Annotated in this window: 13 protein-coding genes and 1 pseudogene; 7 read left to right on the top strand and 7 right to left on the bottom strand. The window is 43.0% G+C overall.

Annotated elements, in window-relative coordinates:
- The first annotated feature begins 25 nt into the window (after window positions 1-25).
- The 4 genes from BJP34_RS47085 to ntcA all read left to right on the top strand — a co-directional run bounded on the left by BJP34_RS47085 (window position 26) and on the right by ntcA (window position 2,316).
- Window positions 26-247, top strand: coding sequence for a hypothetical protein (locus tag BJP34_RS47085; RefSeq protein ID WP_070391514.1), 222 nt, complete (start codon window positions 26-28; stop codon window positions 245-247).
- A 401-nt stretch (window positions 248-648) separates the two neighbouring features.
- Window positions 649-1,050, top strand: coding sequence for a hypothetical protein (locus tag BJP34_RS38820; RefSeq protein ID WP_149030819.1), 402 nt, complete (start codon window positions 649-651; stop codon window positions 1,048-1,050).
- Window positions 1,051-1,199: 149 nt separating this feature from the next.
- Window positions 1,200-1,385 carry a hypothetical protein gene (locus BJP34_RS05745; RefSeq protein ID WP_070391513.1) on the top strand — a complete coding sequence of 62 codons (186 nt, stop codon included), beginning with the start codon at window positions 1,200-1,202 and terminating at the stop codon, window positions 1,383-1,385.
- Window positions 1,386-1,638: 253 nt separating this feature from the next.
- Window positions 1,639-2,316: a global nitrogen regulator NtcA gene (gene ntcA / locus BJP34_RS05740; protein ID WP_070391512.1), complete on the top strand. Its 678-nt coding sequence runs from the start codon at window positions 1,639-1,641 to the stop codon at window positions 2,314-2,316.
- Between the two features lie 3 nt (window positions 2,317-2,319).
- Here ntcA and BJP34_RS05735 read toward each other — a convergent pair whose 3' ends face one another.
- A complete protein-coding gene (locus BJP34_RS05735) occupies window positions 2,320-3,369 on the bottom strand; it encodes a GGDEF domain-containing protein (protein ID WP_229424259.1) in 1,050 nt (349 codons plus the stop codon).
- Window positions 3,370-4,695: 1,326 nt separating this feature from the next.
- Between BJP34_RS05735 and BJP34_RS36150 the strand changes: the two are divergent.
- Window positions 4,696-4,984: pseudogene (locus BJP34_RS36150) on the top strand (IS5 family transposase); the annotation flags it as partial.
- 1,506 nt (window positions 4,985-6,490) lie between these two features.
- Here the strand turns inward: BJP34_RS36150 and BJP34_RS05730 are convergent.
- Window positions 6,491-6,688, bottom strand: a complete 198-nt coding sequence (locus BJP34_RS05730; protein WP_070391511.1) for a heavy-metal-associated domain-containing protein — start codon at window positions 6,686-6,688, stop codon at window positions 6,491-6,493.
- Between the two features lie 2,216 nt (window positions 6,689-8,904).
- On the opposite strand from BJP34_RS05730, the gene alaS reads away from it, so the two are divergent.
- Window positions 8,905-11,535 (top strand): alanine--tRNA ligase, encoded by a 2,631-nt coding sequence (alaS, locus tag BJP34_RS05725; RefSeq protein ID WP_070391510.1) that lies wholly within the window; start codon window positions 8,905-8,907, stop codon window positions 11,533-11,535.
- 83 nt (window positions 11,536-11,618) lie between these two features.
- Here the strand turns inward: alaS and BJP34_RS42525 are convergent, their stop codons facing one another.
- From BJP34_RS42525 to BJP34_RS05705, 5 genes are all read right to left on the bottom strand, one after another.
- A complete protein-coding gene (locus BJP34_RS42525; protein ID WP_158517035.1) occupies window positions 11,619-11,774 on the bottom strand; it encodes a hypothetical protein in 156 nt (51 codons plus the stop codon).
- Entirely contained in the window at window positions 11,749-14,028 is a 2,280-nt protein-coding gene (locus BJP34_RS05720) for an AAA family ATPase (RefSeq protein WP_070391509.1), read from the bottom strand. Before BJP34_RS05720 ends, BJP34_RS42525 begins: the two co-directional genes overlap by 26 nt.
- A 618-nt stretch (window positions 14,029-14,646) precedes the next feature.
- Window positions 14,647-14,985 (bottom strand): DUF5615 family PIN-like protein, encoded by a 339-nt coding sequence (locus tag BJP34_RS05715; protein WP_070391508.1) that lies wholly within the window; start codon window positions 14,983-14,985, stop codon window positions 14,647-14,649.
- Window positions 14,982-15,206, bottom strand: coding sequence for a DUF433 domain-containing protein (locus BJP34_RS05710; protein WP_070391507.1), 225 nt, complete (start codon window positions 15,204-15,206; stop codon window positions 14,982-14,984). Before BJP34_RS05710 ends, BJP34_RS05715 begins: the two co-directional genes overlap by 4 nt.
- 312 nt (window positions 15,207-15,518) lie before the next feature.
- Window positions 15,519-16,421, bottom strand: a complete 903-nt coding sequence (locus BJP34_RS05705) for an alpha/beta fold hydrolase (RefSeq protein WP_070391506.1) — start codon at window positions 16,419-16,421, stop codon at window positions 15,519-15,521.
- Window positions 16,422-16,646: 225 nt separating this feature from the next.
- Between BJP34_RS05705 and BJP34_RS42520 the strand changes: the two genes are divergently transcribed.
- The gene (locus BJP34_RS42520; RefSeq protein ID WP_158517034.1) at window positions 16,647-16,790 is read left to right on the top strand and encodes a hypothetical protein; all 144 of its coding nucleotides are present in this window, start codon (window positions 16,647-16,649) and stop codon (window positions 16,788-16,790) included.
- The last annotated feature ends 94 nt before the right edge of the window (window positions 16,791-16,884 follow it).

Below are 16,884 nucleotides of genomic sequence, written 5' to 3'. Positions count from 1 at the left end.
CCCGTGGAAACCACGGCAGTCGCTCATGGGGGGTTCCCCCCATGAGCGACTGCCTCCCCAAGACCGCGCTGCATCCCTGAATGCAGCAACCTTGAGTTTTTCAGCTCTATTCTTGATGCAAAGCGCGAGTGGGGGAAACCCCCGCAGGTCGGCGCTGCATCGCTTTCAACTAGTAATAGGTAATTGTGAGCCCAAGTCTGGTCAAGTATTATATTGTTATAATTTTTATTATAAATTTTCAGTATAAACCTTTATTATAGTTTATAAGCAAGGGTGCCAGGTAATCAAACTACCTATATTATGGGGGATCTGCAATCACCCGGAAGCGAAATAGCGACTAACTCCCCGACTTAATAGGGATTAGTTATGGCAGGCGAGCGTGAGGTTACTCACCCAACTAGAACCAGAGAAATGGCTACTGTCCACCCCAAACCCGTTCGCTCCACACCCCAAAGCGGGTCTCCCGTTTACCCTTCAGGCTTACCCCCTGAGGTAAGCACCAATAATGACCCCTGAGGTTTTTAGTGTTTGGTAGCAATTTTTACAAAAACTTAGCTCAGATTGATATTAAGTAGTTAGAATTGACACTCACCGGCCTGTTCGCGTAGCGGAGGCCGTAGGCCACGCTTCCGCCGTAGGCGACGCTGCTTGAGGTGCGAACGGCTTTGCCAAAAGGCGCGGGGATTCCTAAATCTACGAGCCGCCGTAAACCGCCGAGTTCCTATTTTTGACGCCGCCAAAAACAAGACAATACTTAACCAGAAGAAATCCGTGACAACACCAAATTCCCAGTCAATTCACGACAGACCTAGAGGGCAGTTCTCCTTAGGCGTTAGAGTACTTGTTGGAAGTGCCTTAAAAGTCCGTTTTCCTTCCTTTTCCTCAAGTTCCGGTGTGCCCCACCGTACTTTGTTTTATCTCAAAGGTTATTCTTCTAGGTTCACACGCCAACTGTTGATTGACGATTGGGTTTTTAAAGAGGACTTTCCCAGAGACGAAACCTTAGTAGAGTGGAGCCTTACTACAAAACCTTTTCCCTATGCTGCATAACCTGCCGACTATAAAGGCTCCACTCTACTTACGGTAACTTCAAGCCCTCTAGGCATTACTTCTTTATGGGCAATCAATTGCGGATCTTTCTTCCGGTTGAGCCAACGGTTTTTCAGCCTGTACCTATCTAGATTATACACCAAACAGACGTGGATTTTCAGAAAGCCATCCTAGAAGGACGGGGTTTTAAACCCAATATTTTTGATAAATTTGTCGATTCCACGATGATTGGTACTAATCGCCGCTTCTACCTGACAGGGTTAAGGGAAAATCAAGCCAAGAGCTTGCTAAACTATAGACTAGCAGTTAATACTGTTGGCCTGTTGGCAAATTAGCTCAAAACTTGCCCGCTGCGCTTGACCTGTAATTAAATTCGCCACTGGTTCCAGTGCCGAAATTGATGGGCAAGGGGAATTAAGAACGGTTGTAGCAGTTCACGAAAAACTAAATAAAACTGTTTAAAATCCGCTAAAATAGCCTAAATATACAAGCCTAAATAGACAAGATTCATTGACTAATCCGTGGCTTAACATCCCCGGAAGTCTTTTCACTATAAATAAATAGGGGCATTGCTACAAAGGAATAGATATGGATAGGGTTGTGACGCAGGATACACCACTAGCGGCTGTTTTTCGTCAGATTGGTAGAGGAGCGTTTCCACCAGTCGTAGAAACCTATGAGCGAGGTAAAACGATTTTCTTCCCAGGAGATCCAGCTGAACGGGTTTACTTTTTGCTAAAAGGTGCTGTCAAACTGTCTAGAGTATACGAAGTAGGAGAAGAAATTACTGTAGCACTGCTGCGAGAAAATACGGTTTTCGGTGTTCTATCTCTGATTACTGGTCACCAATCTGATCGGTTCTATCATGCAGTTGCCTTTACAACTGTAGAGTTACTCTCTTCCCCGATTGACCAGGTAGAAAAAGCACTCAAGGAAAACCCGGAATTATCAATGTTGATGTTACGGGGGCTATCGTCTCGGATATTACAGACTGAAATGATGATCGAAACCCTAGCTCATCGGGATATGGAGTCTCGATTGGTTAGTTTTCTATTAATTCTCTGCCGTGACTTTGGGATACCCTGTGGGGATGGGATTACCATTGAACTGAAGTTGTCCCATCAAGCGATCGCAGAAGCTATCGGTTCGACTCGGGTGACTGTCACCCGTCTACTGGGAGACCTAAGGGAAAAAGAAATGATTTCGATTCACAAGAAAAAAATTACTGTCCACAAGCCAGTGGTTTTGAGTCAGCAATTTACCTAAAAATTAGTGATTGCAACAACAATAAACCCGATTGCGACCATTAGATTTAGCAATCCGTAGGTTCTGGTCAGCACATCGCAGTAGGCTTTCCCCTCTATGGTCGTCCTTATTTTTGTTAAGGGAAGCAACACCCAAGCTAATGGTAATTGGGAGCACTAATCTTCTATCAATCTGAAAGGGTTGATCGCTAATAATATGTCGCACTCGGTTAGCCACTGCTCGGGCTTCTTTACTGTCAGTGTGACTAAGAATGATCACAAACTCTTCTCCACCATAGCGAAAGAGGGAATCTTGAATACGTAGGTTATGTTTGAGACGACTTGCCAGTAGCTTGAGAGCGCGATCGCCTACCGGATGTCCGTAGTTGTCGTTGATGGACTTGAAATAGTCCACATCTAGGATAATCAGACTCAGGGGCGTTGATTTACGAAAGGCATTTTCGACTTGTCGGGGTAACTCCCATTCCATTGCCCGACGATTGCTCAATTCTGTCAAGGGATCAACTAATGCTATCCTAGATAGAAAATCATTAGTGTGCATTGCTTTTCGGTATAGTTGCACTCCTCGTAACCCTGCATGAATTTGTGCCTTAAGCAACCGATGTTCTGCTACAGATATGGCTGAGTCTTGATTACTGATTGAACTGATCCGTAAGTAGGCATCTGCACCGTTTTCTAGGGCTTGAGCACATTCTTTTAACTCCCAGTTTGGGTCTCGGCCCATTGTTTCAATCGCTATTTCGGGCAAGTCATTGATCACAATGCAGTATATCCAACCGAGCAGCTTTTGTTCTTTAATTTGACGACATAGTTGTAAACTAGCCACCTGCGTTGCCTGCAAAATTAAAATAGCCGGTTGTCTAGTCTTGATGAGTTGTATGACATCATCAAGTTCCCAAGATACCTCGACAGTGCTAGACTTTATATAGCAAGTCCGCTTCACAAATGTAGTGATAAACTTTTGATTTCCTACCACTAATATAGAAGCATCGTTTTTATTTATAGTTAGCTCTACAGAGCTAATACATTCACCCTGAATTAATAATCTTAACACTGCTACTTCTTCAAGAAAGTATTAGCTAATACGTTTGGCTCTAAATTTACCAGTCTATGGGATTGGCTATGGAATAGATAGATGCTAGATAACTAGATAAATTGATCCTATTGCTGACTATCGTTTGGGAGCTCAAGTACAGTTGGATCAGTTACCAATTTCCCATTGCCTATTCCTCATTCTCCAATATGGATTGTGAATCACGAGCTGCGGAACTTTAGATAAATTAGGTGATATTATAACAATCATTTCTAAACTAGATTCCTATATAGAGCAATTATAAATAGGTTGTGAACTATCAAGCGGCCAGGATGCCAATAATACCATATTCTTGGGGTTATAGATTTTCACAACTCGTTTATAATTGTTATATGGTTTTTAGTTTAACGAGTTTTATTGAACATAAACCTGAATAACAACAAAAATTAGTTGAATCCCCAATGAATGCAAAGCCAACTTAGGCACATCTTAGGCACATCTTAGGCACATAGTTAATTAGGGGTTACTCAGCAGAAGCTGACCACAGGGATTATTCTATTGATACTTTCCTTTTATACTCTCTTGTTTTTATCACAAGTGGCATTAGCTATTTCCTGGTATCCGGAAAATTTGTCTAAATCTTTATCGAACATAGTGAAAACACTTAACTGTTCAACTGAGTCAAAGCATTATTATTCCCACTAACCTCTAATATCAAGTCAGGTTGAATACCCATAATTAGAGGGAGGGTGGGGAGATGAGGAGATGGGGAGATGAGGAGATGGGGAGATTTTTATTAAGGGTAATTATCCCGACATGATCTAAAAAATTTCTGGCAGCCGGAGAGCTTGTGGTCTGCTGCTTAATTAGGATGAAAACTAGCTACAGAATTTATCCCTCTCTTGATGCAAAGCGCGAGTGGGGGAAACCCCCGCAGGTCGGCGCTGCATCGCTGTATTTCCTTGAACTCAATGAGCATCTTTGTTAGCATCTAAGATAGACTAGATGCCCTACATAATTAACCAACACGTAAGTTGGTCTTCATTTAAATTCCATTTTTCAACAGAGCAGGGGCGCAAGAGAGCAGGTTTTTTGGCGTTGCTGAATTAAGGAATGAATGCGCGATCATCTGGTTTTATTAAAGCCCCCTAAATCCCCCAATTCTGGGGGACTTGTCAGCCATGCAAAGCGCGAGTGGGGGAAACCCCCGCAGGTCGGCGCTGCATCGCTTGAGAGTTTTTCCCCCCAGAATTGGGGGGCTAGGGCGTGTTTTCTTGCCTCGTTGTATCCTAAAAGTAGTGTGAAGGCAGGGTGCATTCATGAATCGAGGGGACGTGAAGTTTTGAACAGTGGGAGAGGTTAAAACCGTTACTACCACCACAAAAACCCCATACAGGTAAGCCAAACAAAGACCACCGCACGGTTATCAACGGAATTCTCACCGGTACTAAGAACAGGTGCACCGTGGCGAGACTTACCTAGGGATTATGGCAAGTGGCAAAGTGTCGCAACCAGGTTTTACCGGTGGCAAAAAACCGGAATCTGGAACCAAATATTGGAAAATCTGCAAGCAATCGCTGATCTTCGAGGAAATCTTGATTGGAAGGTTCACTACGTGGATGGCACCGTGATACGTGAGAGACGCGCGCCTTAGAATAAAGAAGCCTTTACAGGCGACAAACTATGGGTAAAAGGGTTAAAACTTATTAATTAAGGCTTCTTTATTCTTACGGTAACTTCAAACCCATCAACACGCAGCTGGGGGAAAAAAAACGGCTAAGGTGCGCTTTCCGTAGGCGAATTAAATTCGCCACGGGTCGCACCTGAAGATGAAAAATTAGGGCGTTCTCGCGGAGGCTAAGGTACAAAAATACACATACGTTGTGAAGGTTGAGGGTTACCGATAACATTTCTTCTTAGTCCAGGTCAACGTGCGCGAGTCGCTTTTTCTGGAACAATTGATGGAACAAGGTGCTGCTCGCGCGTTCTGGGCGAGGCCGTCGAAGTATTCGTCCCTTAAGACTGGTTGGAGATAAAGGTTACACAGGTCGTAGAATCCGTAATTACCTCCGTTGTCGTGGTATCCGTCTTACCATACCACGACTTTCCCGCCGAACCACGTCGCGGTCCATAAAACCTTTGAAATCTATCGTCAACGCAACCTTGTAGAGCGTGCTATCAATCGAATCAAGCAATTTCGCTCCCTTCGCTACCCGATACGAAAAGCTTGCTAAAAATTATACAGCCATGTTGACGATCGCATTAATTTTATTGTGGTTATAGTTTGAAAACACGCCCTAGGGGGGCGAAACCATACTCAGAATCAGCAACGCCGGTTTTTTTTATAACTGAATCATAATTTAATTTAAATGCCCAACACCTAGTCAACTAACACCTATTTAAACAACACAATAGAACTGACTGATTTATTGTCCTTCGCGTAGGGTCAGCCGTAGGCCACAAGGTTAATGTTTGACGGTTGATAGTCAAAGGTTAATCATAAGCTGCGCGCCCGTTCGCGCACCTTGAGGTGGGTCCAAGGCCGCGAGGGATTGCTCGCGGCCTTAGAGGCGCGCACAAAGAGCGAATTTAATTCTTAATGGTAAGAGCGCACCTAAGGGTCAAGCGCACCTAAGCCGTTCCGCAGCGATGCAGCGCGGTCTTGGGGAGGCAGTGCCGACCTGTGGGGGTTCCCCCGGAGACGAAACCTGATTACGTTGAGCCTTTATGGTTGGTAGGCTATGCAGAAAAGGGGTAAAACTTATTGATTAGCGTGATTTGCGCCTTCATGCGGGGGTTTCCCCCACTCGCGCTTTGCATGGCTGACAAGGCGAGCCTGTCTTACGGTAACTTCAAGGCCTGCCGACGCTTGGCCGTAGGCCACGCCAAAGGCGAACGCGAACAAACCATGAGCAACTGCCGTGGTTTCCCCCACTCGCGCTTTGCATCAAGACAATTTTGATTCAGCTGTCACCCATCTAATTTGCATACTCAAGACGAGGGGGAGAGTAGCAGAGGGATTGACCACTTGTTCCGTTCGCGTAGCGTGGCCATTCGCACCTCAAGCAGCGTGGCAAAAGGCCAAGCGTGGCCAACGGCCAAGGCCTTAAGTACCAAATAGCTCGATTAAATGTACACTACCTTACTCCACGGTGTGACCGACAGTGGTTATGATCTGTCTAATTGACTCTTCAGACGCTTCGGTTTCAACTCTAACCGTCTTTGATGTTACATCCACTGTGACTTTAGAGTCTGGCTCTTGTTGGAGTATACCTTCGGTAATGGTCTTGGCACACACATCACACGCAATACTGGGAACTTTTAACTGTACTACTGCCATCGTCAATTCTCCATCAGTTTTTTTTACAGCCGTTAATCAGCTTCCCCTTAAAGCTCGCAGCCCAAGGTAGGAATGTTAATCCTTACCAATAACTTAGATCGATTGACGACAATACTCAAAGGGCCTAGCCAGGATTGACTAGACCCATCTGAGTGGAAAAAGACAAATTTTCAACGAGTTAACTTTCCGACTACCAGTTTTGAATCACTACTATGGTTGGCAAACTTCACAGATACACCTAATACTAAATCTCACACAGTCGCGTCTTTCCGGACTTTGGTTTGGCTTTCCCCAACTTCCGTTGGTTTCTCGCCACTTGATGCTATGTTCGATTGGTGCCTACTGTGGCTGGGTCATAGACCGTTGGAAATCATCTTATCTATGCCCATTTGGTTTGTTGCTTCAGGTTTGTCTCTGAAGGATGACTTCCACTCTTTAAAGCTAACACGGCTTTCTGGAGATTCCGAATACTTGTTGTTAAAGTTCAGGAGTCTTTACATACTGCAACAATTAGATGAAAAAGTATGAAGCATGTCGGGTCAAGGGTGAACTGTTAATTGCTTTTTAGCTCCAAAGCTTTGATCAACTTTAATGGTAGGTTGCAGCAATCATTTCTAATTTGTCTGGGATTGCCCCAATACATTTCCCCAATACTCAAAGGGTCTAGCCAGGATTGACTAGACCCATTCGAGTGAAAAAAGACAAATTTTCAACGAGTTAACTTTCTGACTACCAGTTTTGAATCACTACTACGGTTGGCAAACTTCACAGATACACCTAATACTAAATCTCACACAGTCGCGTCTTTCCGGACTTTGGTTTGGCTTTCCCCAACTTCCGTTGGTTCCTCGCCACTTCATGCTATGTTCGATTGGTGCCTACTGTGGCTGGGTCATAGACCGGTAGAAATCATCTTATCTATGCCCATTTGGTTTGTCGCTTCAGGTTTTTCTCTGAAGGATGACTTCCACTCTTTTAAGCTAACACGGCTTTCTGGAGATTCCGAATACTTGTTGTTAAAGTTCAGGAGTCTTTACATACTGCAACAATTAGATGAAAAAGTATGAAGCATGTCGGGTCAAGGGTGAACTGTTAATTGCTTTTTAGCTCCAAAGCTTTGATCAACTTTAATGGTAGGTTGCAGCAATCATTTCTAATTTGTCTGGGATTGCCCCAATACATTTCCCCAATACTCAAAGGGTCTAGCCAGGATTGACTAGACCCATTCGAGTGAAAAAAGACAAATTTTCAACGAGTTAACTTTCTGACTACCAGTTTTGAATCACTACTACGGTTGGCAAACTTCACAGATACACCTAATACTAAATCTCACACAGTCGCGTCTTTCCGGACTTTGGTTTGGCTTTCCCCAACTTCCGTTGGTTCCTCGCCACTTCATGCTATGTTCGATTGGTGCCTACTGTGGCTGGGTCATAGACCGTTGGAAATCATCTTATCTATGCCCATTTGGTTTTTGGCTTCAGGTTTTTCTCTGAAGGATGACTTCCACTCTTTTAAGCTAACACGGCTTTCTGGAGATTCCGAATACTTGTTATTAAAGTTCAGGAGTCTTTACAAACTGCAACGATTAGATTAAGAAGGTTGAAGGTTACAGGTTGTTCGCGTAGCGTGGCCAATAGGCCAAGGTTGCAGGTTGAAGGTTACAGGTTGAAGGTTGAAGGTTACAGGTTGTTCGCGTAGCGTGGCCAATAGGCCAAGGTTGCAGGTTAGATGTTGAAGGTTGCAGGTTAGATGTTGAAGGTTGCAGGTTATATGTAACAGGTTTAACGTTACAGATTGCTAGTTATACATCCGGCTTTCAGTTGTTAAGCCTCTAATCTTCAACCATCAAACCTTCAACCTATCAACCTTCAACCTATCAACCTTCAACCATCCAACCTCCAACCAACCATCAAACCTTCAACCATCCAACCTTCAACCATCCAACCTTCCAACCATCCAACCTTCAACCATCCAACCTCCAACCTTCAACCTATCAACCTTCAACCTATCAACCTTCAACCTATCAACCTTCAACCTATCAACCTTCAACCTATCAACCTTCAACCTCCAACCATCACAATGGTTTGCTCTCCTATAAAGGGTGGGCTTTCTAGCAAACCTCTGTAAGAATGGATAATAGGTAAATTAAGAAACATAGCGATCAGGGTTTATCTACCATATGCCCATACCCTAACGCTGACTTGTAGAAAACCATGCCCGATATCCCTAATTATTTGCGCGGTAACGAAATCCGGCAAACTTTCCTCGATTTCTATTCCCAACGGCAACACAATGTATTGCCAAGTGCTTCGTTAGTACCCGAAGACCCGACGGTGTTGCTGACCATTGCGGGAATGTTGCCGTTTAAACCGATTTTTCTAGGACAACGTCAGTCGGAATTCCCTCGCGCCACTACTGCCCAAAAATGTATCCGCAACAATGATATTGAGAATGTGGGACGCACGGCACGGCATCATACTTTTTTTGAGATGCTGGGGAATTTTAGTTTTGGGGATTATTTTAAAGAACAAGCGATCGCATGGGCATGGGAACTCTCTACAGAGGTATTCGGTTTGCCACCAGAACGCTTAGTAGTGAGTGTGTTTCGGGATGATGACGAAGCGTTTGGGATCTGGCGGGATAAAATTGGCATCCCAGCCCATCGCATCCAGCGCTTGGGTGAGGAGGATAATTATTGGAAATCCGGTCCAACCGGTCCGTGTGGTCCGTGTTCGGAAATTTACTACGATTTTCACCCAGAACTGGGAGACGAGAGCATTGACTTGGAAGATGATACCAGGTTTATTGAGTTCTATAACCTGGTATTCATGGAATACAACCAGGATGCGGAAGGTAACCGCACCCCGTTACAGAAACAAAATATTGATACGGGGATGGGACTGGAGAGGATGGCGCAAATCCTCCAGCAAGTGCCGAATAATTATGAAACTGATTTAATTTTCCCGATTGTAAAAACGGCAGCGGAAATTGCTGGGGTTAACTATAGCAAGAGTGATGAGAAGACGAAGGTTTCTCTGAAGGTTATTGGTGACCATATCCGGGCAATTGTTCATATGATCGCCGATGGGATTACGGCTTCTAACACCGGACGGGGTTATGTGTTGCGCCGTTTGCTGCGTCGAGTGGTGCGTCATGGCCGTTTGATTGGGATTGATGGGGAATTTACCTGGGAAGTGGCTCAAACAGCGATCGCATTATCTGAATCCGCTTATCCTAATGTGCGGGAACGGGAAAAAACTATCAAAGCGGAAATGGAGCGGGAAGAGTCTCAATTCCTGAAAACCCTGGAACGGGGTGAGAAGCTGCTAGCTGAGATTTTGGCTAAGAAGCCTAAGCAGATTTCTGGCACAGATGCGTTTACCCTCTATGATACCTATGGTTTCCCAGTGGAATTAACTGAGGAAATTGCTGAAGAACAGGGCTTAACGGTAGACCTCGATGGCTTCGAGGTGGAAATGGAACGCCAGCGGGAACGGGCTAGAGTTGCCCATGAAACTATTGATTTAACAGTACAGGGTAGCTTAGACCAGCTAGGGGAACAGATCGATAGTACGGCATTCCTGGGTTACACTGAAGCGCAGTCCATGGCTAAGGTAGAGGCTTTGCTAGTTGATGGGAAGTCGGTGGAATCCGCTGGAGCTGGGAGTAAGGTCCAGGTGATTTTGGATCAGACCCCATTCTATGCGGAATCTGGGGGACAAATAGGCGATCGCGGTTATCTGTCTGGGGATGCGCTATTGGTTCGCATCGAAGATGTTCAGAAGGAATCGGATTTCTTTGTCCACTTCGGTACTGTCGAACGGGGAAATCTAACGGTAGGCACAACAGTAACGGCTCAAATTGACCGGGCTTGTCGCCGTCGAGTTCAAGCTAACCATAGTGCGACTCATTTACTGCAAGCGGCTCTGAAAAAAATTGTTGACCCAAGCATCTCTCAGGCAGGCTCTTTGGTGGCTTTTGACCGTTTGCGCTTTGACTTCAATTGCCCTCGCGCTCTGACATCGGAAGAGTTAGACCAAATTGAGGCACAAATTAATACTTGGATTAGTGAAGCCCATACCGCAGATGTGGAGGTGATGCCTTTGACAAAAGCTAAGGCTAAGGGCGCAACCGCTATGTTTGGGGAAAAGTATGGCTCGGAGGTCAGGGTGATTGATTTCCCTGGTGTCTCGATGGAATTGTGTGGTGGTACCCATGTCAACAATACTGCTGAGATTGGGGTGTTTAAGATTATCTCTTCCGCAGGGGTGGCCTCTGGGATTAGGCGGATAGAAGCAGTGGCTGGACCGGCGGTGCTGGATTATCTGAATGTGCGGGATAAGGTGGTTAAGGATTTATGCGATCGCTTTAAGGCACAACCGGAAGAGTTACCTGAGCGGATTAGTAATTTACAACAGGAACTCAAGGCTACTAATAAACAGTTAGATGCCCTCAAGCAACAACTGGCTTTGGCAAAATCTGACCAGTTGTTAGCGGAAGCTAAGTCAGTCGGTGAGTTCAAGGTTTTGGTTGCCAAGATGGAGGGAGTAGAACCAGAGGGCTTAAAAAGTGTTGCGCAACAGCTACAGCAGAAGCTGGGAGAAAGTGCGGTAGTGTTGGGTTCAGTGCCTAGCCCCGACAAGGTCAGTTTAGTGGCAGCCTTTAGTAAGGGTGTTAATCAGAAAGGCTTGCAGGCTGGGAAGTTTATTGGTGCGATCGCTCTTATTTGCGGTGGTGGTGGCGGTGGACGACCTAACTTGGCCCAAGCTGGTGGAAAAGATGGCAGTAAGTTAGGGGAAGCTCTTGATAGGGCGTTGGAGCAGTTGTTGGAAGGGTTGCAGTGATTTTGGAGTGGGGGATCCCCCCTAACCCCCCTTAATAAGGGGGGGATTTGCAGAATAGTTGTATTGGTGCGATCGCTGCGCAGTTAGCGATCGCGTAGCTGCTCTGTAAGAGCATCGCAGTCAGTTTGCGATCGCTTTCGCCAATCCACTACAATGACATTGTTGAGACAGCTATGAACTGCACAGCATTGATAAATTAAAACCGTCCATAAATTAACTTGTCTGAGACAATTCTGCAAAGCTTTTAACTAGATCTTTTACCTCGGAGTCAATTTCATTCTCTTCCATCAGCGCAGCTAGTCTTGCTGAGTCTTTCTGTTTATTAAATCTCACATCAAAACGTTGACATACATTATCCAGCAAAATATCACCTGGTACTAAGTCCTTTTTTTTACTTTGCCAAATTTTTTTTACTTGACAAGTTTGTTCTTTAATTATTTCTTCTAAATCTTGTTCGGTTTTGGATAACTCTTGTCTCTGTCTTTGGTACTCATTTTTTAGCTTAGTAAGCAAAGATTTATCAGAGTCATCACTCAGCACTGCACTGCGATTTGGATAAATTGGACTACAAGTAATTTTAGTCACTTTTCGCTCTATAACAAAATCTTTGAGATCGTCAGCACATGTATCAATAGCCGTCTCTATATCAGATTCAGATATAATAGGAATATTATCTGTCTTTTCTCCTGCAAGCAGGTGCTTATACTCTATAAACTTGGAAATTGCTCTTGGGCATAGAAGATAGTTTTCCAATTCTCGTTTCTTCAAGACTATTAGTTTGGCATTATCACCAATTCTATCTGTCAAACGATCTATTTCTGAAACATCGCGCTCATCACGATCAATTACAAAGAAAATTGATATACGCCTTTTAGTAAGGAAATTAATCGTTGCTTCAGTCGCAAAATGGGCTAGATTTCTGGCACCTCCCATTGATACAAAGCCTACACTTGCCTGTGCAAGATTGATGTTACATATCAATGCCCACTCCCGGATAACATCTTCATCAGTAGGTCCTTCCACAAAAACCAATCGATCAAACATAAAAATAGAACTTAGCCTAATGCCAAGCTCACGGAGAATACTTTCTTCTTCTTCCTCAACATTAATAAGTTTAATATTGGTTGATGTGTGGCGAGATGCGAGATAAACATTATTCATTTCTGCCGTATCTAAAAAGTTAGTAGAGTGAGTTGTAATAAAGATTTGGCAGTCTTTTCCAATAGTTTTTAAGTACCTCATTATGCTAGTTTCGAGAGCAGGATGCAAATGTATTTCAGGCTCTTCAACAAGCAGTATATTTGGGTGATTAAGTTCATAATCTAAGATTAGTCTTAATGCTTCACGAATTCCCGATCCATTTACTTCAACCAGGAATTTATCCACATCGAGTTCTGCTTCTGGTTCTTCCCTGATGCTATACATTGGGCTATCTTTTGCTGCAAATGCATCAATATCAACTCCAAGTAAGGCAGACACTGTATTTTGGATGGCACGAAGCTTTTCTGGCCCTCCTCTTGTAACTTTGAGATCAAGCAATTTTGCAGCTTCGCGTTTTCCTATTGGATCTCGCCGTTCAGTAAGATATAAAACATTCATCTCGCCAATTTGTTTTATTAAATTGAGTGCATATCTTGGAACCGAATCTTCTCGTCCAGCAAAGCTATCAATTCGATTCTGAATTGGATCTGAACGCAAATTATTAGCTTTCTCTTGCATATTATCTATTAAAGATTCAATAGCATGACTAAAATCACTTTTTGAATCTGTAGACTGAATAAGTTTATCTAGTTTATCTGATAGTGAAATTGATATTCGAGAGGTATGTATGAAGTTCATTCTATGTGGATAAAGTAATCTATTTTTAAAAGAAGATTCATTAGACTTGAATTGCTTCCACTCATCTTCATCAGAAAATCTAACCAGTTCTTTGGTCAGTAATTTTACCTGTTCTATTTCATCCTCTAATTCCTGTGCGCGGCTTTCCTTAGTAAATAGTTCTTGTGCTGCGTCAGAATTAATTTCAAGAATAGTGTGAACAATTTCTTTTTCTGAACTGGTTGAACTACTATATTTACACAGTGCTATTCTTTTAACGTACGCGAATTTTTTTGGATAAGTCATTACCTCTTGGGTAACAGCTAATCTCAAGTCTAGCTCAATCCTTTCCACTGAGTTTTTTACTTGTGGAGATTCATCAACAATATCCTGTAGCAAGCTATCCCTTTCATCAAGAGAAATCTTAAAAAACATGGTTATTTCAATAGCTTTATTTTGTGACTTTTCATAGTGGTCAATAGATTCACCTATGGGTGGTTCAAGAACAATAGGCTCACCCTTATTCAATGACTCAAAGAAAGCATTTACCGCTAGTAGTATATTCGATTTTCCCGCGTTATTTTTTCCAACAATTACATTAAAGCAACCGCAATATTCAAGTGCGACCTCTTGAATACTTCTAAAGTTTTTAATATTAACGGCTTCTAACTTCATAACTTATTAGTCACTTATCAAATTAATCACGATATACCTAAACCAGCAAAGAAATCTTAAGTCTACTCTGTCTAACTATTTATCATTCCGAAACTTTCTGGATATAGATCCTATAGGGGATAAATTTGATAAATTTGACCTATATCTACCCTATATAGAATAATACCAATGATTATTATAGATGTCATTCCTTGAAAAAGTCAAGGTCAGGTCACCTGAACCAAGTTCAGGTACTTGAGATGATCGTAGCAATGTTATTCGTCTCAAGCATTATTATTACAAAACTGACAAAAATTAGTTTAGAAATTATATCACAAAATAAATCATATTTACTGGTAATCTGGATTCTCAGAAAATGAGTGGAAGAAAAGTTGAATATTTTCTTACTCTTAAGGGCAGTAGAATAAAATCTAGCTGTATCTGCATAAATCAGGCTAAAAATGGGATATGTTAGATAAAAATTATAGCAAATGGGGATTACTTCAAGCGATCTCCCTAATGGTGAAATGAGTATTGTTTGTTGAGATAACGGTGAAGATAAGCGAACGAGAATAATTTTTGCTAATCAACAGGCTGGCCATGCTCGATTTTGGTTCAGGGATTTGTTAGCTTCTGCTGCTAGTCTCCCCTAATTTCAACTAATGTTTCACCAGACCGTAGAAGCTCTAGTGCTTCTGGTAAAGTAACAGTCAAAATTTCTCGCAACCGATCATTTGAGGTGTTACCACAGGTCAACCAGATAATTTGAGGTGGTGAGCCAAGGCGATCGACTAGATCGACAAAATCACTGTCTTTAGTCATGAAGATAACGCTTTGAGCCTTTGCTGCCTCAAAAATCTCAGGATCTTCAGCATCTCTCAAACCAATATCCCGTAAAGCTAATGCTGTCACTCCAAAAGTATTGTTAATCCAAGTTGCAATCCCAGGCGACAAATTTGCGTCTACCCAAATTGTCATGGCACCAGCACCGGATGATTAAGCTTACGTGAGGCATATAGAAGTGCTGCCTGCAAATCATTTGCTTCTAAATCAGGCATTTCTGCTAAGATTTGCTCAGCACTCAGTCCAGCCGCAAACAAATCCAGTACATCGGATACTCTAATTCTCATACCTCGAATACAAGGGCGACCACCGCACTGTCTCGGATTAATGGTAATTCTTTTAAGCAAATCTGACATATAGTTTTACTCCAGACTGAATTTTAATCTCGCTATATAGGGTTTATTATAGCTATGCTAAATCCTGTATTTTCGTAAGCGGTAAGCGGTAAGCGTTCAGTGGTCAGTGGTCAGTGGTCAGCTTATTTTATTCAAAAGCACCTCAAGGTGGCACAGGCTTCTAGCCTGTGGTGGCACAGAGTTCGACCCTGGGACGTAGCGCATTAGCTGATAGCTGATAGCTGATAGCTGAATGCTTACCTGCTCCCTAAACCCAGGACTCAAGTAGCAAAAAAGTCGCTGATAACTGCGATAAAAGTGTCCGCTAAATAGCTAAATAAAATCCTCAATCACTGCTGTTACCGCTTCATAATACTCTTCAGAAATACCTAACGTTCCAGCCAATCGAACGGTTTGCACCTGTTCTAACTCCGCCATCGCTATCATTTCCGCTTTTGATTTAGGTGGCGCATTTTCCGCTAATATCATTAATACGGGCATGGGAACAGAGCCTAAAAGCTGCAAAAATTCCTCCCGATTAGCTACAGGATCGATTGTGCCAGTAACAAAGGCAGCCGAGGCATATCTGCCGCCATCTTTGGAAGTGATTTTGTGTTTTTGGGCGATAAATTCGGGAGTTAGTTTGCTCTGATCCACATAGACGTGGCGTTTATACATCAAGCGCAGAAATGAAGGGGTAGTGTTGAGATAGTATAGAGTCTGACCTAACCAGGGCGATCGCACTAGGTTTTTTACTCCGTTTCTCACTCCATCCGGTAAACCCATTACTCTTAACGGTCCTTTCCAAGTGGGAGCCACTAAAATTAGTTTAGAAATACTATCTGGATTATCTTGGGCAAATTTCAAAGCGTATCCGGAAGCATGACCGGCAGCCATTAAAATAATTGAGCTATTATTAAAAACAGAGTTAACAAAATCTGCTAATAACTGCTGAAATAATACAGGATTGTAATCCACAGGAGGGCATTGAGACTCGCCAAATCCTAACCAATCTAGAACGGTAACTTGATAGTTGGTAGCGAGTAGATTGGCAATACCTTTCATTTCTGTACGACTAGAAACGGTACTAAAAGCAGGCAGTAACAGTACGGGGTTTCCTGCGCCGATAGTTTCGTAGACCACTCGATACTGTCTGTCTTGCCAATTCCAGTTGTAGAAATTTTTGGTACCGCCAATACCAGAGTTAATCTGAGTCGGATTAGTTGCTGTAGTCATATACCAAAGGGAACAGGGAACAGGGAACAGGGAACAGGGAACAGGGAGTAGGGAGTAGGGAGTAGGGAAAAGGTAACAAAAATTATCACAATTCCTACACGGATTGGTATAGTCATATGGGTGCATGTAATAATTGTAAATCTATAACTAAAAGAAGTGTGGGTAGATATGGAAATAGGGAATATTTTTATTAAGGGTAATTGTTATATAGCGTTTCTAGGACTCATGAGGTACACATTATTTTTTACCTCTTCCCTCTTCCCTCTTCCCTCTTCCCTGCTCCCTGCTCCCTGCTCCCTGCTCCCTGCTCCCTGTTCCCTAAAAACCATAAATTTGTACCTCACAAGTCGTAGAATTGCTATAACATGATATTAGCATTCTATTGCCAAAGAGTGTTTTTTCATGGATTGAGATCCATCCTTGGCTACTGCCCTATTGACTTAATAAAAATTAACATAATCAA

Origin of the sequence: Moorena producens PAL-8-15-08-1, assembly GCF_001767235.1 — a bacterium.
Classification (GTDB): Bacteria; Cyanobacteriota; Cyanobacteriia; order Cyanobacteriales; family Coleofasciculaceae; genus Moorena; species Moorena producens_A.
The sequence above is the reverse complement of the archived record's forward strand: the minus strand, read 5'-3'. Positions and strand labels throughout refer to the sequence as shown.